Below are 21,439 nucleotides of genomic sequence, written 5' to 3'. Positions count from 1 at the left end.
TGCGTTATCGCTCCCCTTGCCCACGGCCCGCGTGGGCCAGCAGGATTTCGGCAAACTCCAGGGCCGCCCCGCTCAACGGCTCGCCCTTGCGGGTGAGGATGCCGTAGTCCTGAGGCGCCAGGTGCAGCGGGGTGTCGAGGTTGACCAGCACACCGCTGGCCAGGTGCGGCTCGACCATCGCCTGGGGCAACATGCCGATCATCGGCCCGCCCAGCAGCACCTTGAGGAAGGTCTGCATGGAGATGGTATCGATGGTGTTGCGCGGCACCGCCACGCCAGCCTCGGCGAACGCCCGCTCCATGCGCCCGCGAATCGGGGTGCCCTTGGGGTAGAGAATCCACGGCCATTCCAGCAGTTGCGGCAAGGTAACCGGCCCGATATCGCTCAACGGATGCTGATCGTTGACCACGAAACAGAACGGTTCCGGCGCCAGCGGCTGGAAGTCGAAACGCTGCTGCTGGGACACGTCGGTGAAGCGGGCCACGGCCAGGTGCAGGTGCTTGTCTTCGAGCATGGCCATCAGGTGGTCGCTGGTCTGCTCCACCACCTCGATCGCCAGCAACGGCTTGCGCTGCTTGATCTCGACGATGGCATCAGGCAGCGCCACGGCAGTGGCGGCAAAAATGCCACCGACCTTCAGCTGCCCGTGCCCGCCCTGGCGCAGGCTGTCGATCTGGTCGACGAAGTTGCGCGCATCGTTCAAGGCGACCTGGGCATAGCGCAGCACCTGCTCGCCCAGGGCCGTGGGCGGCATGCTGCGTGGCAGGCGTTCGAACAGGGCAAAACCCAGCAGGTGCTCGATTTCCTTGAGCATCTTGCTGATCGCCGGCTGGGTCAGGTTCATCTGCTGCGCCGCGACGTGCATGTTGTGCGTGCGCCCGAGGGTCTCGATCAGCAACAGGTGGCGGAACTTGAGCCAGTTGCAAACGTGGGAAAAGGAAAGGTCCGACATGCAAGCCCCTGCGGCTGCGATAACCGCTTGTTATTGAATGGTGAGATTAAGCCATTGGAGTTTATCGCGCCGCTTGCCTAGCGTGCAGCTCTCACGTTCCGAGAGATTGCGATGCCATGCCGATTACCCTCACTCCCGCCAACACATTGCCCGCGGACGGCCTGACCGGCACCCTGATCGGCCGCGCCTGGACCCCCGGCGAGCCTGGCGGCCCCTCCCCGATCACCTTGCGCCCCGACGGTGTGTTCGACCTGTCCGAGCGCTTTGCCACCCTCAGCCAGCTGCTTGAAAGCGAGAACCCGTTGCAGGCCGTGCGCAGCACCCCGGGCCGCTTCCTGGGCAGCCTTGAAGCGTTGCTGGGCAACAGCGGTGAAGCATTCGACGCCAACCAGCCCTACCTGCTTGCCCCGGTCGACCTGCAAGTGATCAAGGCGGCAGGCGTGACCTTCGCCGCCAGCATGATCGAGCGGGTGATCGAAGAGCAGGCCGCCGGTGACGCCAGCAAGGCCGAAGCGGTGCGCGCCACCGTGCATGCGGTGATCGGCGACAACCTGCGCGCGGTGCGCCCCGGCTCACAGCAGGCCATGGCCCTCAAGGCGCTGCTGATCGAGCAAGGCATGTGGTCGCAATACCTTGAAGTGGGCATCGGGCCGGATGCCGAGGTGTTCACCAAGGCCCCGGTGCTGGCGGCCGTCGGCAGTGGCAGCGCGATCGGGGTACACCCAGGCTCGGCATGGAACAACCCTGAGCCCGAGGTGGTGCTGGCAGTCGATAGCCGCGGGCGCATCCACGGCGCCACGCTGGGCAACGACGTCAACCTGCGCGATTTCGAAGGCCGCAGCGCGCTGCTGCTGAGCAAGGCCAAGGACAACAACGCCTCGTGCGCCGTCGGCCCGTTCATCCGCCTGTTCGACGAGACGTTCGGCCTGGACGCGGTGCGCCACTGCGTGGTCGACCTGGAAGTCCAGGGCGACGACGGCTACCGCCTGCTCGGCAGCAGCTCGATGGACCAGATCAGCCGCGACCCTGAAGAGCTGGTGCGCCAGACCCTCAACGCCAACCATCAATACCCCGACGGTTTCCTGCTGTTCCTTGGTACGCTGTTCGCCCCCATCGAGGACCGCGACCAGCCCGGCGCGGGGTTCACCCACAAGGCCGGTGACCGGGTGCGCATCGCCAGCCCGCTGCTCGGCCAGTTGCACAACCGGGTCACCACCAGCGACCAGGCACCGCCGTGGACTTTCGGCCTCGGCGCCATGATGCGCAACCTCGCCGCCCGCGGCCTGCTGCATCGCTAGAACAACAAGAGAGCATGACATGACCGATACCGCGAAACGCCCGCTGCGCAGCCAGCAATGGTTCGACGACCCGAGCCACGCCGACATGACCGCGCTGTACGTCGAGCGTTACATGAACTACGGCCTGACCCGCGACGAGCTGCAGTCGGGCCGGCCGATCATCGGCATTGCCCAGACCGGCAGCGACCTCACCCCGTGCAACCGCCACCACATCGAACTGGCCCAGCGGGTCAAGGCCGGCATCCGCGATGCCGGGGGCATTCCCATGGAATTCCCGGTGCACCCGATTGCCGAGCAGAGCCGCCGCCCCACTGCCGCCCTGGACCGCAACCTGGCCTACCTGGGCCTGGTGGAAATCCTCCACGGCTACCCGCTGGACGGCGTGGTGCTGACCACCGGCTGCGACAAGACCACCCCGGCCTGCCTGATGGCCGCAGCCACCACCGACCTGCCGGCCATCGTGCTGTCGGGCGGGCCGATGCTCGACGGCCATCACAAAGGCCAGCTGATTGGCTCGGGCACAGTGCTTTGGCATGCCCGCAACCTGATGGCCGCCGGCGAAATCGACTACGAAGGTTTCATGGAAATGACCACGGCTGCCTCGCCGTCGGTGGGCCACTGCAACACCATGGGCACGGCGCTGTCGATGAACGCCCTGGCCGAGGCCCTGGGCATGTCGCTGCCGGGCTGCGCCAGCATCCCCGCGCCCTACCGTGAACGCGGGCAGATGGCCTATGCGACCGGCAGGCGCATTTGCGAATTGGTACTGCAGGACGTGCGCCCGTCCTCGATCATGACCCGCGAAGCCTTCGAAAACGCCATTGCCGTGGCCTCGGCACTGGGCGCCTCGAGCAACTGCCCACCGCACCTGATCGCCATCGCCCGGCACATGGGCATCGAGCTGTCGCTGGACGACTGGCAGCGCATCGGCGAGGACGTGCCGCTGCTGGTCAACTGCATGCCCGCCGGCAAGTACCTCGGCGAAGGCTTCCACCGCGCCGGCGGCGTACCGGCCGTGATGCATGAACTGCGCAAGGCCGGCCGCCTGCACGAGGCCTGTGCCACGGTCAGCGGCAAGACCATTGGCGAGGTGGTCAGCGATACCGTCACCAGCAACCGCGAGGTGATCCTGCCGTTCGACGCACCACTCAAGCACAACGCCGGCTTCATCGTGCTCAGCGGCAACTTCTTCGACAGCGCGATCATGAAGATGTCGGTGGTCGGCGAGGCCTTCCGCAAGACCTACCTGGCCGAGCCCGGCAAGGAGAACAGCTTCGAGGCCCGGGCCATCGTGTTCGAGGGCCCGGAGGACTACCACGCACGTATCGACGACCCGTCGCTGGACATCGACGAGCGCTGCATCCTGGTGATCCGCGGCGCCGGTACCGTGGGTTACCCAGGCAGCGCCGAAGTGGTCAACATGGCGCCCCCGGCCGCACTGATCAAGCAAGGCATCGACTCGCTGCCGTGCCTGGGCGACGGCCGCCAGAGCGGCACCTCGGCCAGCCCGTCGATCCTCAACATGTCGCCGGAAGCGGCGGTAGGTGGCGGCCTTGCGCTGTTGCAGAGCAACGACTGGCTGCGCGTGGACCTCAACCAGCGCCGCGTCGACCTGCTGGTGGACGATGCGGAAGTGGCACGCCGCCGCGCCGCCTGGAAGCCGAACATCCCGGCCTCGCAAACGCCTTGGCAGGAGCTCTACCGCCAGCTCGTGGGGCAGTTGTCCACGGGCGGCTGCCTGGAGCCGGCGACCCTGCACATGCGCGTGATCGCCCGGGAAGGCGGGATGCCGCGGCATTCCCATTGACCCTGGCTGCCAGCCGGCATGGGCGCCCGTCAGCGCTGCCCATGCCGGCGTCTGCTTGAGCTAGCGCCCAGCCCCTGGCCTGCTCACAGGTTGCGCTTGATCTCGGCGATGTGCTCCGGGCCGATGCCACAGCAGCCACCGATCAGGCTCGCCCCACGCGCACGCCAGTCGCGGGCCCATACCAGGTAACCTGGCGGGTCGAGGTCTTCGCGCAGCTCGCTCAGGCCATCGTTGGCGGTCGCTTCTTTCGATTGCGGCGGGAAGGCATTGGCATAGGCACCGATGGCGATATCCGCCTGGCGGGCCTCGATCACCGCGCGCGCCACATCCAGCGCCGCGCCGATGACTTCAGGCTGGCTGCAGTTGAACAGCACCGCCACCACCCCGAGGTCGGCCACCGCATTGATGGCATCGGCCACCGGCTCACCCGAACGCAGGCGCGGCACGCTGTCGACGTCTTCGTCCTGCAAGGTGAACGACACCCAGAACGGCTTGCCGTCCGCTGGCAGATGGCTGTGAATGGCCCGCACTTCGGCAATCGAGCTCTGGGTTTCCGCCAGCCACAGGTCCACATGGGGCGCCAGCCCCTGCAGCAGCGGCGTCAGCACCTCAGTTACCCGCTGCGGCTGGAACAGGTCCGGCCGGTAGGAGCCGAACAACGGTGGCAACGAGCCCGCCACCTGCACAGGTTGCGCACTGGCATCGGCCGCCTGACGTGCCAGTTGCCCCGCCACCGTGGCCAGCTGCAGGCCCTCCCGGGCGAAACGCTCTTCACCGATATGGAACGGCACCACCGCATAGCTGTTGCTGGTGATCACCTGTGCACCGGCAGCGATGAACGCCGCATGCACGCCGACTACCGCCTCGGGGGCCTCGCTCAAGGCCAGCGCCGACCACTCGGGCTGGCGGAACGGCGCACCGCTGCGCTGCAATTCCCGCCCCATGCCACCGTCCAGAACCACCAACGCTCGCTGTGTCATATAACGTTCCTAAAGGTGCTTATGAATAAAATTCATTATGTTTGGTTTATTTATAACTATTTAATACCTCTTATCCCGTTTTGCCAACACTTCAGGAATTTACATGCGCATCCCAGCCCTTCTCGGCGCCAGCCTTCTGTTACTCGCTACCGCCACTCAAACCTTTGCCGGCACCACCCTTGAGCGCGTCGAGTCGAACAAGGAACTGGTAAACGTGCTGATGGAAAGCTACCCACCGTTCTCGTTCCTCAACGAGCAGAACCAGCTCGACGGCTTCGATGTGGACGTGGCCAAGGCGGTGGCGAAGAAGCTTGGCGTCAAGCTGCGCCTGGAAACCCCGTCCTGGGACGTGATCGCCGCCGGCCGCTGGAGCGGCCGCTACGACATCTGCATCTGCTCGATGACCCCGAGCAAGGCCCGCGCCGAAGTGTTCGCCTTCCCGGTGGAATACTACGCTTCGCCCGCCGTCATCGTGGTCAACGCCAAGGATGAGCGCATCCACGGCGCCAAGGACCTGGACGGTCGCAAGGTCGGCCTGACCGCCGCCTCCAGCTACGAAAGCTACCTGAACAAGAACCTGGTGATCGAAGGCGCCGAAGACCGGCACATCGACTACCCGTTCGAGGCCGTGCAGATCGCCCCCTACGACACCGACAACGTCGCCTTCCAGGACCTGGGCCTGGGTGCAGGCGTGCGCCTGGACGCCATCCTCACCAACCTGGTGACCGCCAAGCCGCGCCTGGACCAGGACAACCGCTTCAAGCTGGCCGGCGCCCCGCTGTATGAAGAGCCCAACTCGGTAGCCATCGAAAAAGGCGACCCCGAGTGGGACGCCAAGGTGCGCCAGGTGTTCGCCGAGCTGAAGGCTGACGGCACGCTGGCGCAGATCTCGCAGAAATGGATCGGCGCCGACATCAGCAAATGAGCACCTTCCCCCCTGCCCCCAAACCCGTGGCCCGCGCCACGGGCGCACGCCTGTTCGGCTTTCGTACCCGGCTGTACCTGACCTGGCTGGCGCTGTTTGCCCTGTTCGTGGCGTTCTTCCTCAGCTTCGATTTGAAGTTCGCGATCATCGTCGAGAAATTCCCCAATCTCGCCGGCTTCAAGCTCGGGCCCAATGGCTTTTTGCAGGGCGCGGCGCTGACCCTGTTCCTGTGCCTGTGCTCGATGGTGGTGTCGGTGGCGTTCGGCTTTGCCGCAGCGCTGGCGCGGCTTTCGAACAGCGCGGTGCTGGTGGGCATCGCCAGCTTCTACACCTCGTTCTTCCGCGGCACCCCGCTGCTGATCCAGATCCTGCTCATCTACCTGGGGCTGCCACAGCTGGGCCTGGTGCCCGGCGCCATCAGCGCCGGCATCATTGCGTTGTCGTTGAACTACGGTGCGTACCTGAGCGAGATCTTCCGCGCCGGCATCCTCGGCGTGGCCCGCGGCCAGCGCGAAGCAGCCCTGGCGCTGGGCATGCGGCCGGTGCAAATCTTCTGCAGCATCGTGCTGCCCCAGGCCATGCGGGTGATCATTCCGCCTACGGCCAACCAGTTCATCTCGATGCTCAAGGACTCGTCGCTGATCTCGGTAATGGGGGTTTGGGAAGTGATGTTCCTGGCGCAGTCGTATGGCCGATCAAGCTATCGGTACCTGGAGATGCTGACCACGGCGGCGGTGATCTACTGGGTGTTGTCGATCCTGCTGGAGCTGGTGCAGGCACGGCTTGAGCGGCATTTTGGCAAGGCCTACCAGCGCTGACCTACCCGCCCGCCCCAAACCGCTCCCGTGTGGGAGCGGCTTCAGCCGCGAAGGGCCGCAAAGCGGCCCCAGCTACGGCAACCCACTGCCGCATCATCCATCACTCAGCGCCTGGCGGAATACCGTCCTTGTTCTTGTCCTTGAGCCGCGCTTTTTCCTCTTCGGTCGAGTGAGCAGGCACTTCGGATTGTTGTTGCTGATCCTGTTTCTGGTCTGTCATGGCATAGCCCTCACAAGTGATCTCTAAACTGTGAATGCGCGGACCGGCCAGTGGTTCCTGAATAAACCGCAGCGCTTGTTATTTCATCGCCAACACCGTCGGTAATTGCCGCGTGGGCTTGATGAAATGCTGACGGCGCCAGCAGAAGCCGGGCATCGCTGATGTCACTCGCATAACCGCCAAAGAGGAGCAAGCGCCATGGTGTCCCGTTGGCAACGAAGATAGGCACGAACATGAATTCTGGCGATTGGCCAGTTCTTTCAGTTATCCTGCGCGGCCAAATTGATTCAAATTGTAAGGGACTACAATGAAACACCTGCGCCAGCTATTGGCGGCAGTGTTGCTTTGCGCAACCGCTTTGCCCGCCATTGCCGCCAACACGCCCGCGTCTGCGCCAACCGCCAGCGAACAACCACAGCAGACCGCCGAACAGTGGCTGGCCACGCTCAAGCCACAGCACGGCAACATCACCCTGCCCAGCGGCATCGCCAGCCTGCAACTCAACAATGAGTTCTACTACCTCTCGCCGGACGACACCGAGCGCCTGCTGACCGAAGGCTGGGGCAACCCACCGGGCTTCGAGACCCTCGGCATGATCATCCCGACCGCCGTCAACCCACTGGCCGACAACGGCTGGGGCGTGATCATCAGCTACAAGAACGACGGCCACATTTCCGACGATGACGCAGCCAAGATCGACTACGCCGACCTGCTCGAGCAGATGAAGGCCGATGACGAGGAAGACAACAAGGAGCGTCGCGAGCAAGGCTATGCCGGCCTGACACTGCTGGGCTGGGCCGAGCCACCGAGCTACGATCAGGCGACCCACAAGATGTACTGGGCGCGAGAGTTGAAGGCCGAAGACGCCGACCAGACCACGCTGAACTACAGCATCCGCGTGCTGGGCCGCGAAGGCGTGCTGGAGCTCAACGCCGTGGCGGCGATGGCCGACCTGCAGACCATCAAGCAGGAAACGCCGAAGATCCTCGCCTTCACCAACTTCACCGACGGCAACCGCTACGCCGACTACGACGCCAAGACCGACAAGCTGGCGCCCTACGGGCTGGCCGCACTGGTTGCCGGTGGCATTGCTGCCAAGGCGGGGCTGTTCGCCAAGATTGGGGTTGCCTTGCTGGCGTTCAAGAAGTTTATCGTTCTGGGGTTGGTGGCCATCGCCGGGTTCTTCGGCAAGCTGTTCAAGCGCAAGCGAGCCTGATTCTGAGCTGGCTCACCCATACTGGGTGGGCCAATACCGCAATTGTTCGAGTCGGCTTATGGGGCTGAGCAGTCACATATTGTTACGCCCTTTGGCTAACAAAATCAGATTTAGCCCCTTCCTTGTAGGACCTTTCCCAAAGATACTGCCGACGTCCATTTTTCGTTGCACATGGTCAACGTGGAACTTAGTCTCGGCCGGTCGCTGCCAATTCAGCGATCGGTTTTGACAGACCGTCGATTGTTGTCCGTGTGCACACGCTTATGGCGGCTGTACGTGCGGGCACATTATTGTGCGCCGAGTGCCAACAATCTCGGTCTGTCAACCCGCGTACAGCTGCCACCCTCCCGTTTGACAGCGAGGTGGATCGCAGCTCAACCATTGTTGGAGCGTAAGCATGCTGAAAATCGTCCCCGATCCACCCCATAATCTCCACTCCCTCGAAGACACGCTGATGATGGCGGCTGACTACGCACTTTGCGCAGAGGTCGTTGCGCAGCAGGCAATGCTGATGCAGCCCAAGTCACCCGTGTCGCTGCTGATCATGACGTCAATGCACGAGCTAGAAACCCTGCGCAAATTGCTCGAATCGGCGCTGGTTCAAATCCAGAAACCAGCCGACCCGCAGACGCTACATTAAATCGCATCATGATTCTGCCTGGTCTGAAGCTTTCGTCTTCGGGTCCCCAGCTTGCGAGCGATTAGGCCGGCCCAGGCAGCTACAACTTCAGGGAGATCAGCCAATGGCCACCGAAGAAACCAAATGCACAGTCGGCAAAACCACCTTCTACCAAGGTGATAACCAGACCCATCCGCTCTTCCGCATCGAACCCGGCATCCCTTGCCAAAGCGCCCGCGAACAGGCCTCAGAACTGATGGGCTACGTCCGCGACCTGACCATCGACGGCCTGATGGAAGACAAACCCCAGCTGCTCTGGGCCTCGCACTATCTCAGCGCCCTGGCCAAGGCACTGCTCGATGATGCCGAACTGGGCATGATGAAAGATTGAAACAGTTCACCTCCGGCACCGCCGCTTTCATTCATGTGGGCGCCGCACTTGCCGGCGATGGGCCGCAAAGCGGCCCCAACAATCGAAGCCCATGTCCAACCTCCAGGAGAATTCACCAATGATTAAAATCACCACCCCGAGCGATTCGAGCGGCGACAATACAGCTTACTCGGGTATTGTATGGTGAAATATCCTGGACTGCCTTGGCTCATAGCATAAGGTGTATAAAATATTCCGAGGATGAAGAAGCCCGACGGTGTCCAATTATAAGCTGGAACCGTCACCTGAGACTGAACCAGCAAGACTTGATTGAACTGCAAACATGATAATCAACTTTTATGCAGCAATCTCAACTTAAGTCTTATCAGGAGCTAAAAACAAGGGGCTTGATGAGCCTGCCGAGTGCATTCTAGATTACAGGCGGAACGGTCTAACAATCTAAAACCAAATGCTCTGCGAGTTAAATGATACACCGCTGCGTTTATTCCTCTCTAGTTTACAAGTAAGTGATAATTAGGCTCAACCACTGCTGGACGTGATCAGCATTCCATCAATGCTAACGTGCCCCCCGCATAAACGCTGTAAATGGCCGCTTGCCGACAAGAGCCTCAACGCCCAAGCACTACGCCGATACTGCGATCTGAAACCCGTCATATCATTGCGCTCCACGAGACGCAAACCTAAACTTTTTTACCGAGGCTATTTAGTCGACGTAAGTAGTGACAGCGCAACATCACCGAACGGATGTTTGGCGCGCTGAAAGTGGACCGCCGGATGGTAACGTGCTCCGGCAGGTTCGCGAAAAGCCATATTGCCATGGTCTCGCCGGCCTATTCCAGGCGGTGTCTGCTACTTCTATTTCCGCATATAGACTAGTAAGGTGCCGTCGCACTTTGAGCCTCATGCCTTGCTAGAAATTAGCTCCTTAATTTTACTTGCGAGAAAATCTTTAAACCTTCCATGCTTTATAATAGCATCGAGAGTTTCGTTATTGTAGAAGCGCTGCAAACAGGCGCTATAAAGGGTAGCTTCTGTATAGGTGCCTTTCCGCATGATACTATTCGCATATCCGAGAACGCCATTAATTTTTTGCTTATACCTCATTTGCAAGTCTGGATCCTGCGTACAATCCTTAACCATTTCATCAAGGATCTGGCGCCAATCGCCTCGACCGTCGCGCTCCAAGGCGACCTCATTCGAAATTCTAAACCATACATATTCACTGCCCCCAATCACGACTGAGTATGACGCGCTAACACTTTCAAGTCGACTCAGGACATCTCTGCTACTTCCCTTGCCAGGCGGGCTTGCGCATGTCTCATCACTTCGACCAGAATAATTAATTACACCATCAGCACCAACGACAATGAAGATATATCCAGGCGATAATAGAGAACGAAGCCGCAAGGTTGCCGCTATGGGAGAAACCTTGCATTCCTTTGCAACTAGTTTATTAACAGAAGCCAAATCCGTGTTATTGCCTATCTGCTCTAACACCCATGCACTAGGCATCAAAAGCTCAGTCGCGAAAGAGTTTGCTTCAGCCTCCATTTCCCAATAATCTTGAGCGCCATCAGCGGCTTTCTCGATGGTAACATCGCAAATCGTCCCCATATGCCAAGGTATAATTACATGGCCGATTTCGTGTGCAATGGTGAAGCGCTGCCTAGTTGCCACTCGATTTTTGTTCACAAGGATGGTCGGTCGCTTATTAAGCTGCTTTAAATTAGCTGCCACACCGTCGATGTCGACTGGGAACTCTTCAAATCTTAAGTCGGCATACTTGTTAGCTAGAGCCTCCACATCAACCGGGAGACTTAAAGCGTGCCGGACATGCATCCTCTTCGCCAAATTAACGACAATGTCTTTACGCAATTTATATTCCCTTTTGTTTTAACCATTCCATCAGAGCCTTGGCCTTTTTTGGCGAGTCGGCACGTGCAGCAAGTGGGAGATCGTGCATATCTTCCAACATCATCTCAAGAGAGCGACCTTGAATTCTAGCGGTTATTATAAAGTACAGCAAATCGGGCTCACGAGTCCAAAGGCGATACTCCTTTTGAGACATGCCAAGATATGTATATATCTCGCCAGGAAAATCTGACTCATGCCATGCATCAATGTAGTCGTCTATCTCTTCAGGAAGTGCCAAGCCTTCCGCGCAAAGCTCAATGAACACTTTCTCAGACATTGATTTTTCTCCCTTTTACAGCATCTTTGATAGTCTCCCCGCTTTCTGCATCTAATACTTCAAGATGCTTACCTCTTGAGTTGAAGACCTCAATTTCCCCATGAAAAGCATCCCAGGTATAAATGCGACGCTTACATAACGATCTCCAGCGACGCTCACCATGGATAAACCCTAGATACTCTTGCTTATCAAGATAGGAAGGACTGGGGATAGGTAATTTAGTCACCACGGCTCCTTGGGATGACCGGTAAGGTGACCAATCGTAACATATGCGCGCGATTTCCTCTATGGTCATGAAATCGTTAACTGGTGCGCGAAGACTCGCTGCAGTATGAAAAATTGTGTGACCAGGTATACGCTGAGAAAGGCACCACACCTGGCGCACACCGGCACTAAAAATCTTATAGTCAAGAGTTACACGTTGCTGCGCCACGCACCGAAACAAACCAGTGAGAATTCTGGCGAGTGATGATGGCGTAACACTATTGCCCGGAATTGCACGCCGGCTGTGCTGATCGCAATCACGATTTAGGCTCTCGAATGGGCCAGATCGCGCCGGGAGCGTGGCCCTGCAGTGAAGACTCCAACATTGCGTAAGTCACCTGCTGCGCTGGAGTTCTCAGCAATAATCCAATGCACTCATAATCCAAATGCCAGGCCTCACCTCGCAGGAATACTGAGTGAGCCGGGCAGCTTGGTTTGTCTGAGTCTCCTCCATGAAGCCCTTATGGAACGACAGAGAAAGATATTAAAATTGCTATTTCCGAAACTGAAAATTTACATATTATTATGTGCTACAGACGAAAAATCAGATTCAACTCCTTTCCTTTAGGACGTTACTCAAAGATATTACTGACGCCCATTTCGTTGCACATGGTCAATGTAAATCCTAGTCTCGGTCAGTCGCTGCTAATTCGGCGACCGAGCTTGACGGGCCGTTGATCGTTATCCGTTTGCATACGCTTATAGCAACTGTACGTGCGGGTACATTGTGTGCGCCGAGTGCTAACGATCTCGATCCGTCAACCTACGTACTGCTGCCACCCTACTTGCTTGACGGTTAATTGGTGTGCAGCTCAACCATCGTTGTAGTGCAAGCATGCTGAAGATCGTTCCCGATCCACTCTACAATCTCCACTCCCTCAAAGACACACTGATGATGGCCGCCGACTATGCGCTCTGTGCCGAAGTAGTTGCCCAGCAGGCGATGTTGATGCAGACGAAATCACCTGTGTCGTTGTTGATCATGACGTCCATGCACGAGCTTGATGCCCTGCGCAAATTGCTCTAATCGGCTCTGTTCCAAATCCAAAAACCAGATGATCCGCAGACGCTGCATTAATCCGCATCAGGATTTGCCTGCCCTGACGCTTTCGCAGGGTAGCGCCCTCACACAGTGTCCCTGAGGTTGTAGACGACTCTTAGGCGTGTGGTGCCCTTGTGGGAGACCGGCTTGCCGGCGATAGGGCCAGCCCAGGCATTTACCACATCAGGAAGATGAACCAATGGCAACCCAATAAACCAGCCGGCAAAACCACCTCCTACCAAGGTGATAATCAGATCCATCCCCTCTTCCGAATCGAACCCGGCATCTCTTGCCAAAGCGCCCGCGAACAGGCCTCGAAACTGATGGGCTACGTCCGCGACCTGACCATCGACGGCCTGATGGAAGACAAACCCCAGCTGCTCTGGGCCTCGCACCATCTTAGCGCCCAGGCCAAGGCCCTGCTCAATGATGCCGAACTGGGAATGAAAGATTGAAAAAACCCCTCCAGCAGCACCTGCACCGTCCGCGCTGTGGGAGCTGCGCTGCCGGCGATGGGCTGCAAAGCGGCCCCAACAATCCAAGTCCCTGCTTCAGGAGAATTCACGAATGCTGCAAATTAACATCCTAAGCAGTTTCAGCGACAACGATCGGGGCTACCGCTACAGACCATTTCAATGACTGTTCACCGATATCCCCGGGGCACGATCTTCAAGGGATTTCTTAGGACCGCTCACCGCAAATCGATGCAGATATTGATGTAGGAGATTTCCTTTCCCTTTGTAGGACTTCACGCTAGAGTGTCAGGCAATATGCCATCGCTAAGCGTGAGATTCATACAGTGCCATCAATAACTGCCCTAATGCCGGGGACAATCATCAACAACGAAATTCTGACCAACACTTTTCAGTGCAGCACTCAAGGTGGAATGCGACGATCCCATGCAACGAATACCTTAGTAATCGTCTCTAACCATGTGAAATCTGTTTATGATGACAGATGGATAGGTGACATTTTTCACTATACCGGCATGGGCCAGTACGGCGATCAAAATTTAAACCTCGCTCAAAATAAGACGCTAAACGAACTACCAAAGAATAACGTCACAGCACACCTTTTCGAAGTATTTAAATCTCAGCAATATACTTATATCGGCGAGGTTTTATTGGCCGGCGACGCATATCAAGAACAGCAATACGACGCTCGCAAAAAACTCAGGAAAGTATGGGTATTTCCACTCCAACTGAGTATCGGAGAGCCTCCGACAATTCCAGCCTCATCACTATTAGGTGTATTTAAAGTAAAAGAGAAAAAAATAAAAAAATTTAACGACGCGGAGATTGAGGAAAACGCGCGCCGGACTGAAAGCTCGTTCGTTAGTCGGCGCCATACGGAAGCGCCATACTACCTAAGATCGATATGGGTAGCGGAATTTGCCAAGCGACGCTCCAAAGGGAACTGCGAACTCTGCACAAAGCCCGCGCCATTTGAGCGCAAAAATGGTGAGCCGTATCTGGAAACGCACCATATAAAATGGCTTGCTAATGGAGGAGCAGATTCAATCGATAATACAGTTGCGCTTTGCCCCAACTGCCACCGAAGAATGCACATCATCAACTGCAAAAAAGACATCAAGGTTTTACAAAAAAAGGCAACACAACAAAATCATCTATAAAGAGGAAAAGCAATTACTTGAAGAGTTGAGACAGGCCAGCGGCGAGCGCTTTCAGCGCCTGCTGAATCTGATCCGCGACAGCCTATTGAATAGCCGCATCGTTCATTGCGATGAAGCTCGGGTCCAGACTCTTAAAGAGCCTGACCGAGAAGCCAGTAGCCAATCATGGATGTGGCCCAGCATGTCGTCCAGGGGTATCATCGTGCGCTGCCGGAACTCCACCACCATCGCCTCTTCAAAGGCGCTTGGCGCCGCGCGGGTTGGCAGGCTCCATCTGAGCGTCCTGCGTAGTGGTTCGTAATTGTCACTTGGGACGCTCTTCACGTTCAGCCGGTATCGGGATTTCGACTCTTTCGACGCTTGGAGTTCAGCTCTAATTTGCGGCGTCGTGCGGGCTGAACCATGGAGCCGTCTTTCCAAAATGCATCCTCCTCGTGGGGGTCAAGGGTGCACCATAACTTTTGCGGACTGAACACCTAACAAACCCTACGGCCGATACCATTCCGTCAAATCTTGAATATGCCGAGGAGCTTTGGCGATAGCCGGAGAGAAGACAATCTCCTTCTCATTAACAAATAAAACGTAATCGGATATCTCAGAAACACTCTCCGGAGGGAAACCATACCTCATTAATAGCATATGCATTACATTGTTAGTACCATACCTCAATAGCTCTGCCATTTTTTGAGCGCGCGTATCGCCAGTCAGCTCCCCATACACCCTGAAAGATGCTAAAAACACATCCGATAGGGAAAACGATATTACTTGGTCCATATAGTCATAGGTATCAAACACGACAGCATCATAGCTAACATTTCTTGCCAACACGCCACTAAACAGTGAGAAACTATTAGTCAGCCTTGCGTCTGGAAGCTTATGCGCAGGCTGTGCGAAATCGGCAGGACCATCACGCCCCGAATCACGCTTTGATATATTACTGAAACGGATGCCCGCAATCTCTCTGAAAGAGCGACCACTAACCGCCAATAAAAATATCATTATTGCGGTGTCAAACACTTTTTCCTCACCAGAATAAAGTGGACGCTTTATAGAGGCAGTGAAAATTATTTTTAAATTTTCTCGCACCGCCATACGCTGATCTTTACTTTCTTTACCAGAGAGGCCACTCCTAATTTCATTTCCTTCGTATATTATATCAAGCACTTTTCGGCATGCAGCCAACACAGGTGAAGCCGATAGACGTGCAACCTTAGTTTGCGGCATGTTATAGTCATCATCAAACGAGCCGTCTTTAATCGAGTCTATTACCTCCTTTACTTCCGCATCATCACCTTCATACTCTTTATCGAGAATAGATACTTCACTAAGGGAATACGTATCATTTAAACGTTCCGCATATAATTTCGGACTTTCAGTAAAGACATACCCGTAATCATATTTTTTGAAAGCTGTCAATCTTCCAGCTCTCCCAATAAGATTTTTAAATGATAGCGACTTATCGCTTCCATCGCCAATCATCCTCATATTTTGCAACCAGAGAATATCAAATGGCATGTTAACTCCTTGGGCCAAGGTACTCGTAGCGAAACAAATTTTCGCATACTTTCCCCTGATGAATTTCTCAACTAAAAATCTAACCTCCAATGGAACAGAACCGTGATGAATCACTACGCCTTTCTTGAGTAGAGCTACTAGCTTAGAGCGATGTTCCTTTACATCAGCCCCCAACATATGCTCAACCGCTTTGATTATCTCTAGAGCCTCCTCATCAACAATATCAGGAAATTCGTTTATATATTTTTCAAACCCAGCAGAAAACCTATCATTATAGATAGATGCTTTAGACACGAATATTAATATGGAATGCTGTCCATTAAACGCAAACCCCTCAAAACCACCTTCATACTCGCAAGCATTAGTCAATAAATAACCCTTCTCCTGAAACGGTGAGAAATAATAATCCTTTTGATTTGCATGCCTAAATATACTTATTTTCCCTACAGCACCGTGAGAATAAGATCGTGCATATCCTTTTTCAACTGGAATGCTATGCTTTTTGAATTGCGCTACTGGATTTTCAACAAATGGATGAGCAAATATTAATTTCGCTTTGGGGAAAGCTTTAGCAACGCGCCGCACAAGCACATCGAAATCTACACCTCGCGTCTTTTCTTCAGAAACCTGTGCCTCATCAAAAAAGAACACATTGACACTCAGCTTAGGTCCCGATACAAACAATTCTCTAGCGCGCTCTGGCGTTAAAATAAAGATGCGCCTTAGGTTACGATTCGTGAATACAGAATCAATAAATGAAGACACCATTACGGTCTTATCGCCAGCAAAACGATCCCTAATTGTATTCATGTACTCTGCGATCAACGCCCGAGATGGAACAACGATAACTGCATCGCCACTCTGCTCTGCAATGAAGTCCCGAATAGAATATGACTTCCCTGCCGATGTTGGTGCAGATATCGAAACAAACTGCTTTTCTTCAATTGCACGCCTTACGCTTGCTTGCACAGGAGTTAACAGCTCCCCGAAGTCCTTTTTATGCTGCGCGCCGACTGATGACATCAGCAAAGCGTATAAATTGGCAGGCGAATTTATTTTATAAAAAAGACCGATCGCTGATATGATAGACTCTTCTAATTCTAAGAAAACATCCTTATGAAATTCCTTATAGAGCGCTAAGCTCTCTAGCATTTCCGAGCGCACCGGGCCTTCTTCATGTAAAACCCCAAGCAGCTTCGAAATACCAGAATATGGGTCCTTAGAATTTTTTATTTCAAGTATATTGCTCACAAGTCCTCCTTGACACCAACAAGATAGAACCCACTTACACTATTATCACCCAAAAATGTTTTAGCCGACTCTAGAGCATTCTTAAAAATCAACATTGGATTGTCAGAGTTAACTGAAAATGCTGCAACAACCCCAAATTTATCATCATCCAAATTAGAGATGGAAATCGGGCAGGCAAGTTTCTCTAAGTGCGCGCGATCGCGAAAATGTTTTTCTACTTTAATAAAATCTGAAGCCTGCCCAATTGCCAACCCGTGAGGATTCGAAGAGCCCGAGTATTTTGCCTCACCGAAGTTTATGAAGCTTGATCTGCAAACCGTGTGAAAATCAAAACCCTCGTTTTGTTTTGCCTGCGGCTTCCAAAGTTCAGCTATCGGTAAACGAACGTGTTCAAAAATTTGCTCAAGAGCCCTGGCTGAACCTATAGAAACCATTAGTTCGCCAAACTCAGCACCTATAGTCCCTTCAGCGCTAGTTTGCTCAAAAACTTCAACCAGAAGAGCAGCTGTTTCTTTGACTGTATAGTCATACTGCCTTCGAACGCCCTTATCTAGGCTCATCATCCACGACGTATCAAGCACTGTACCCGTCAGCTTTTCAGAAAAATCCTTTAAGCTACGAACATTGACGAGGCAGATTCTTATATCTCGATATCCAAAAGAATCTGCAATTTCGTGGTATGAGCACCCCCACTCCAAGTCGGACTTCTCGTCGCCTAGCACCAACCCCATGTCGCCTCCATTCATGGATACGCGGCGCATAGATTTCAGAACAGCCGCACATATCATAATGCCATTACATACGGATCCAAACCTTATGTAAAGACGTACGTTATCGCTACAAGGTGAATGGCAGACTAAATCTAAGAGGTGGTGGAGGATATTTTTCGGGATAACAAAAAAGCCCAGTCGTTTCCGACTGGGCTTTTTCGTTTCAATAATGGTCGGGACGGAGTGATTCGAACACTCGACCCCTTGCACCCCATGCAAGTGCGCTACCGGGCTGCGCTACGCCCCGACTGGGCTTGAAGCATGTTCTCAATCTTGCCGAGAACGTTGAAGAATGTACCCTAACCTCCTGATAAATGAAACCTTTTTCTCAAAAAATTTTCCACTCATCAGAAACCAGCCTACTTCTTCAACACCACCAACACATCCTCCAACTCGACAATCATCTGCCGAATCAGCTGCTTGTACTGGCTCGATTCATCCTTCACCTCATCACTGGAGAGCCGCAACCGCGCCCCGCCAATGGTAAACCCCTGGTCATACAGCAGGGCGCGGATCTGGCGAATCATCAGCACATCCTGCCGCTGATAATACCGCCGGTTCCCCCGCCGTTTCACAGGGTTGAGCTGAGGAAACTCCTGCTCCCAATACCGCAGCACGTGTGGCTTCACGGCACACAACTCGCTGACCTCACCAATGGTGAAGTAGCGTTTGCCCGGTATGGGGGGCAGTTCGTCGTTATGGCTTGGTTCCAGCATAGGCCTCAACCCGGGCCTTCAACTTCTGCCCTGGACGAAAGGTGACGACGCGCCGTGCGGTGATCGGGATCTCTTCCCCTGTCTTGGGGTTGCGGCCCGGCCGCTGGCGTTTGTCGCGAAGGTCGAAGTTGCCGAAACCGGACAACTTGACCTGCTCGTTCTCTTCAAGTGCGTGCCGAATTTCTTCAAAAAACAGCTCGACCAGCTCCTTGGCCTCACGCTTGTTAAGCCCCAGCTCCTCGTACAGCCTTTCGGCCATCTCAGCTTTCGTCAGAGCACCCATGCCGTTATTTCCTTAACGTGGTGTTCAACCTTTGTTCGAGCGAGGTGAGGATATTTTGCAGTGCGGCGTTCACCTCATCGTCGTTAAGAGTGCGCGATGGATGCTGCCAGGTCAAGCCGACGGCGAGGCTTTTTCTATCAGGATCAATACCTTTACCCTGGTAGACATCAAACAGCCTGAGGTCTGTGAGCCATTCGCCTGCATTGTCACGAATTACTTCAAGCACCGAGCTAGAAGCTACATCACGTCCTGCGATCAAGGCCAGGTCGCGACGGGTTTCCGGGAACTTGGAGAGTTCGCTGAATTTCGGCAGGCGGCCTTCGACCACATCACCCAACACCAGCTCGAAGACGAACACCGGGCGGTCCAGGTCCAGGGCTTTGGCAAGCTCTGGGTGGAGGGCGCCGAGGTAGCCGACGTCCTTGCCGTCGCGCTGGATCACGGCGGTCTGGCCAGGGTGCAGGGCTGGGTGCTTGCCGGCGGCGAAGGTGAAGTCGCTCAGGGCGCCGCTGTAGCCCAGCAAGGCTTCCACGTCGGCCTTGACGTCGAAGAAGTCGATGGTGTCGCGACCGTTCGCCCAGCCTTCTGGCAGGCGGCTGCCGGTGACGACGCCGGCGATCATGGGCTGCTGCTGCAGGTTACCGAGCTGGCCGACGAAGCGCAGGCCGCTTTCGAACAGGCGCACGCGGTCTTGCTGGCGGTTGAGGTTGTGCTGCAGTGCCTTGACCAGGCCCGGCCACAACGAGGCGCGCATGGCGGCCATGTCGTTGGAGATCGGGTTGGCCAGCAGCAGCGGCTCGACGCCTGGGCTGAACAGCTCGAACAGTTTCGGGTCGATGAAGCTGTAGGTGATGGCTTCCTGGTAGCCGCGGGCGACCAGCAGGCGGCGCAGGTTTGGCAGCTCGCCGCGGGTTTCCGGGCGGGCTTGCGGCGCGAGGCGGGCTTGCGGGTAGCGCACTGGCAGGTTGTTGTAACCGTACAGGCGGGCCAGCTCTTCGATCAGGTCGACTTCCAGGCTGATGTCGAAGCGGTGGCTTGGGACGTTGACGGTCCACTGCCCTGCCCCTTCAGCTTTAGTCGCCAGGCCAAGGTTGTTGAGCAGCTGCTCGACCTGGGCCGGGTCCATCTCCATGCCGAGCATCTGGGTGATGCGTTCGGCGCGCAGGGTGACCGGGGCGACGTTCGGCAGGTGCTGCTCGCTGACGGCTTCGACCACCGGGCCGGCTTCGCCGCCGACGATGTCGAGGATCAGCTGGGTGGCGCGCTCGATGGCTTCGCGGGCCAGCTGCGAGTCGACGCCGCGCTCGTAGCGGTGCGAGGCATCGGTGTGCAGGCCGTAGGAACGGGCCTTACCGGCAACGGAGATCGGCTCGAAGAAGGCGCTTTCGAGGAACAGGTCGCGGGTTTTTTCGGTGTTCACACCGCTGTGCTCGCCACCCATGACGCCGGCGATGGCCAGGGCGCGGGTGTGGTCGGCGATGACCAGGGTGTCGGCACGCAGGGCCACTTCCTGGCCGTCGAGCAGCACCAGCTTCTCGCCCTCTTCAGCCATGCGCACGCGGATGCCGCCGTTGATTTCGGCGAGGTCGAAGGCGTGCATCGGCTGGCCGAGTTCGAGCATCACGTAGTTGGTGATGTCGACGGCGGCGTCGATGCTGCGCACGTCGCTGCGGCGCAGGCGCTCGACCATCCACAGCGGGGTCGGCTTGCTCAGGTCGACGTTGCGGATGACACGGCCCAGGTAGCGTGGGCAGGCCGCCGGGGCGCTGACTTCGACCGGGCGCACTTCATCATGGGCCGGGGCAACGGCTGGCACCACCGGGCGGGTGACCGGCACGTCGTACAGGGCGCTGACGTCGCGGGCCAGGCCGGCGATGGACAGGCAGTCACCGCGGTTCGGGGTCAGGCCGATCTCGATGCTGGCGTCGTCCAGGCTCAGGTACTGGCGGATGTCTTCGCCAACCGGGGCGTCGGCAGCCAGTTCCAGCAGGCCGTCGTTTTCTTCGCTGATCTGCAGTTCGGCGGCCGAGCAGAGCATGCCGAACGACTCGACGCCGCGCAGCTTGGCCTTCTTGATCTTGAAGTCGCCTGGCAGTTCGGCGCCGATCATGGCGAACGGGATCTTGATGCCTGGGCGGGCGTTAGGCGCGCCGCACACGACCTGGAAGGTTTCCTGGCCGTTGCTCACCTGGCACACGCGCAGCTTGTCGGCGTCCGGGTGTTGTTCGGTGGCGAGGATCTCGCCCACGACGATGCCGCTGAACTGGCCGGCAGCGGGGGTAACGCTGTCGACTTCGAGGCCGGCCATGGACAGGCGGGCGACCAGTTCGTCACGGGAGACTTGCGGGTTTACCCAACCGCGCAGCCACTGTTCACTGAATTTCATGCTGTTCTCCTGAAAGTTGCGTCGGGCATTGACTGAGTGACCTGTACGACCAACCCGCACGCCCAACTTCGGCACCAGGCTTCGCACCGCTGCGTTGCCACTCCTCGCCGTAGCTGGCTACGACTCGTCGTGGCGCCTTGCGGTGCAAAGCCTGGCGCACGA

At 56.5% G+C, this 21,439-nt stretch carries 21 protein-coding genes, 1 tRNA gene and 1 pseudogene; 11 read left to right on the top strand and 12 right to left on the bottom strand.

Annotation, left to right across the window (positions count from 1 at the left end):
* Positions 1 to 4 precede the first annotated feature (4 nt).
* Entirely contained in the window at positions 5 to 952 is a 948-nt protein-coding gene (locus tag OCX61_RS09385) for a LysR family transcriptional regulator (protein ID WP_261943526.1), read from the bottom strand.
* A gap of 116 nt (positions 953 to 1,068) precedes the next feature.
* On the opposite strand from OCX61_RS09385, the gene OCX61_RS09380 reads away from it, so the two are divergent.
* The gene (locus tag OCX61_RS09380; protein ID WP_261943525.1) at positions 1,069 to 2,250 is read left to right on the top strand and encodes a fumarylacetoacetate hydrolase family protein; all 1,182 of its coding nucleotides are present in this window, start codon (positions 1,069 to 1,071) and stop codon (positions 2,248 to 2,250) included.
* Between the two features lie 19 nt (positions 2,251 to 2,269).
* Entirely contained in the window at positions 2,270 to 4,057 is a 1,788-nt protein-coding gene (locus OCX61_RS09375) for an IlvD/Edd family dehydratase (RefSeq protein WP_261943524.1), read from the top strand.
* 83 nt (positions 4,058 to 4,140) lie between these two features.
* Here OCX61_RS09375 and OCX61_RS09370 read toward each other — a convergent pair whose 3' ends face one another.
* Positions 4,141 to 5,037, bottom strand: coding sequence for a homocysteine S-methyltransferase family protein (locus OCX61_RS09370; protein WP_261943523.1), 897 nt, complete (start codon positions 5,035 to 5,037; stop codon positions 4,141 to 4,143).
* A gap of 103 nt (positions 5,038 to 5,140) precedes the next feature.
* On the opposite strand from OCX61_RS09370, the gene OCX61_RS09365 reads away from it, so the two are divergent.
* The 5 genes from OCX61_RS09365 (at position 5,141) to OCX61_RS09345 (ending at position 9,226) form a co-directional block, all read left to right on the top strand.
* Complete coding sequence (locus OCX61_RS09365; RefSeq protein WP_261943522.1) at positions 5,141 to 5,962, top strand: ABC transporter substrate-binding protein; 822 nt, start codon at positions 5,141 to 5,143, stop codon at positions 5,960 to 5,962.
* Complete coding sequence (locus OCX61_RS09360; RefSeq protein WP_261943521.1) at positions 5,959 to 6,780, top strand: amino acid ABC transporter permease; 822 nt, start codon at positions 5,959 to 5,961, stop codon at positions 6,778 to 6,780. Before OCX61_RS09365 ends, OCX61_RS09360 begins: the two co-directional genes overlap by 4 nt.
* Positions 6,781 to 7,307: 527 nt before the next feature.
* The gene (locus OCX61_RS09355; protein WP_261943520.1) at positions 7,308 to 8,216 is read left to right on the top strand and encodes a DUF2167 domain-containing protein; all 909 of its coding nucleotides are present in this window, start codon (positions 7,308 to 7,310) and stop codon (positions 8,214 to 8,216) included.
* 397 nt (positions 8,217 to 8,613) lie between these two features.
* Positions 8,614 to 8,856 carry a hypothetical protein gene (locus tag OCX61_RS09350; protein ID WP_060513428.1) on the top strand — a complete coding sequence of 81 codons (243 nt, stop codon included), beginning with the start codon at positions 8,614 to 8,616 and terminating at the stop codon, positions 8,854 to 8,856.
* A 103-nt stretch (positions 8,857 to 8,959) separates the two neighbouring features.
* The gene (locus OCX61_RS09345) at positions 8,960 to 9,226 is read left to right on the top strand and encodes a DUF3077 domain-containing protein (RefSeq protein ID WP_261943519.1); all 267 of its coding nucleotides are present in this window, start codon (positions 8,960 to 8,962) and stop codon (positions 9,224 to 9,226) included.
* 900 nt (positions 9,227 to 10,126) lie between these two features.
* Here OCX61_RS09345 and OCX61_RS09340 read toward each other — a convergent pair.
* The 3 genes from OCX61_RS09340 to OCX61_RS09330 are packed head-to-tail and all read right to left on the bottom strand — an operon-like array spanning position 10,127 to position 11,643.
* A complete protein-coding gene (locus OCX61_RS09340; RefSeq protein ID WP_261943518.1) occupies positions 10,127 to 11,101 on the bottom strand; it encodes an ImmA/IrrE family metallo-endopeptidase in 975 nt (324 codons plus the stop codon).
* A gap of 1 nt (position 11,102) precedes the next feature.
* Positions 11,103 to 11,417, bottom strand: coding sequence for a hypothetical protein (locus OCX61_RS09335; protein WP_261943517.1), 315 nt, complete (start codon positions 11,415 to 11,417; stop codon positions 11,103 to 11,105).
* Positions 11,410 to 11,643, bottom strand: coding sequence for a colicin E3/pyocin S6 family cytotoxin (locus tag OCX61_RS09330; protein WP_261943516.1), 234 nt, complete (start codon positions 11,641 to 11,643; stop codon positions 11,410 to 11,412). The genes OCX61_RS09335 and OCX61_RS09330 overlap by 8 nt, the downstream gene beginning before the upstream one ends.
* An 873-nt stretch (positions 11,644 to 12,516) precedes the next feature.
* On the opposite strand from OCX61_RS09330, the gene OCX61_RS09325 reads away from it, so the two are divergent.
* Positions 12,517 to 12,708 carry a hypothetical protein gene (locus OCX61_RS09325; protein WP_261943515.1) on the top strand — a complete coding sequence of 64 codons (192 nt, stop codon included), beginning with the start codon at positions 12,517 to 12,519 and terminating at the stop codon, positions 12,706 to 12,708.
* A 98-nt stretch (positions 12,709 to 12,806) separates the two neighbouring features.
* On the opposite strand, the gene OCX61_RS09320 is transcribed toward OCX61_RS09325, so the two are convergent.
* Entirely contained in the window at positions 12,807 to 12,983 is a 177-nt protein-coding gene (locus tag OCX61_RS09320; RefSeq protein ID WP_261944377.1) for a hypothetical protein, read from the bottom strand.
* On the opposite strand from OCX61_RS09320, the gene OCX61_RS09315 reads away from it, so the two are divergent.
* The 3 genes and pseudogenes from OCX61_RS09315 to OCX61_RS27310 form a co-directional block, all read left to right on the top strand.
* A complete protein-coding gene (locus OCX61_RS09315; protein ID WP_261943514.1) occupies positions 12,915 to 13,178 on the top strand; it encodes a DUF3077 domain-containing protein in 264 nt (87 codons plus the stop codon). The genes OCX61_RS09320 and OCX61_RS09315 overlap by 69 nt on opposite strands.
* A gap of 344 nt (positions 13,179 to 13,522) precedes the next feature.
* Positions 13,523 to 14,356, top strand: a complete 834-nt coding sequence (locus OCX61_RS09310; protein WP_261943513.1) for an HNH endonuclease — start codon at positions 13,523 to 13,525, stop codon at positions 14,354 to 14,356.
* 43 nt (positions 14,357 to 14,399) lie between these two features.
* A pseudogene (locus tag OCX61_RS27310) lies at positions 14,400 to 14,543 on the top strand (IS66 family transposase); the annotation flags it as partial.
* Between the two features lie 299 nt (positions 14,544 to 14,842).
* Here the strand turns inward: OCX61_RS27310 and OCX61_RS09300 are convergent.
* The 6 genes from OCX61_RS09300 to pheT form a co-directional block, all read right to left on the bottom strand.
* Complete coding sequence (locus OCX61_RS09300) at positions 14,843 to 17,122, bottom strand: DEAD/DEAH box helicase (RefSeq protein WP_261943511.1); 2,280 nt, start codon at positions 17,120 to 17,122, stop codon at positions 14,843 to 14,845.
* Complete coding sequence (locus tag OCX61_RS09295; protein ID WP_261943510.1) at positions 17,119 to 17,853, bottom strand: hypothetical protein; 735 nt, start codon at positions 17,851 to 17,853, stop codon at positions 17,119 to 17,121. The genes OCX61_RS09300 and OCX61_RS09295 overlap by 4 nt, the downstream gene beginning before the upstream one ends.
* Positions 17,854 to 18,062: 209 nt before the next feature.
* Positions 18,063 to 18,139 (bottom strand) — tRNA-Pro (locus OCX61_RS09290).
* Between the two features lie 112 nt (positions 18,140 to 18,251).
* Positions 18,252 to 18,608, bottom strand: coding sequence for a MerR family transcriptional regulator (locus tag OCX61_RS09285; protein ID WP_008100384.1), 357 nt, complete (start codon positions 18,606 to 18,608; stop codon positions 18,252 to 18,254).
* The gene (gene ihfA / locus OCX61_RS09280; protein WP_003250679.1) at positions 18,589 to 18,891 is read right to left on the bottom strand and encodes an integration host factor subunit alpha; all 303 of its coding nucleotides are present in this window, start codon (positions 18,889 to 18,891) and stop codon (positions 18,589 to 18,591) included. Before ihfA ends, OCX61_RS09285 begins: the two co-directional genes overlap by 20 nt.
* A 4-nt stretch (positions 18,892 to 18,895) precedes the next feature.
* A complete protein-coding gene (gene pheT, locus OCX61_RS09275; RefSeq protein WP_261943509.1) occupies positions 18,896 to 21,277 on the bottom strand; it encodes a phenylalanine--tRNA ligase subunit beta in 2,382 nt (793 codons plus the stop codon).
* Positions 21,278 to 21,439 lie beyond the last annotated feature (162 nt).

The sequence above is a fragment of the Pseudomonas sp. LRP2-20 genome, from assembly GCF_024349685.1.
Classification (GTDB): domain Bacteria; phylum Pseudomonadota; class Gammaproteobacteria; order Pseudomonadales; family Pseudomonadaceae; genus Aquipseudomonas.
Note: the sequence above shows the minus strand (reverse complement) of the source record. Positions and strands in the feature narration are given on the sequence as shown.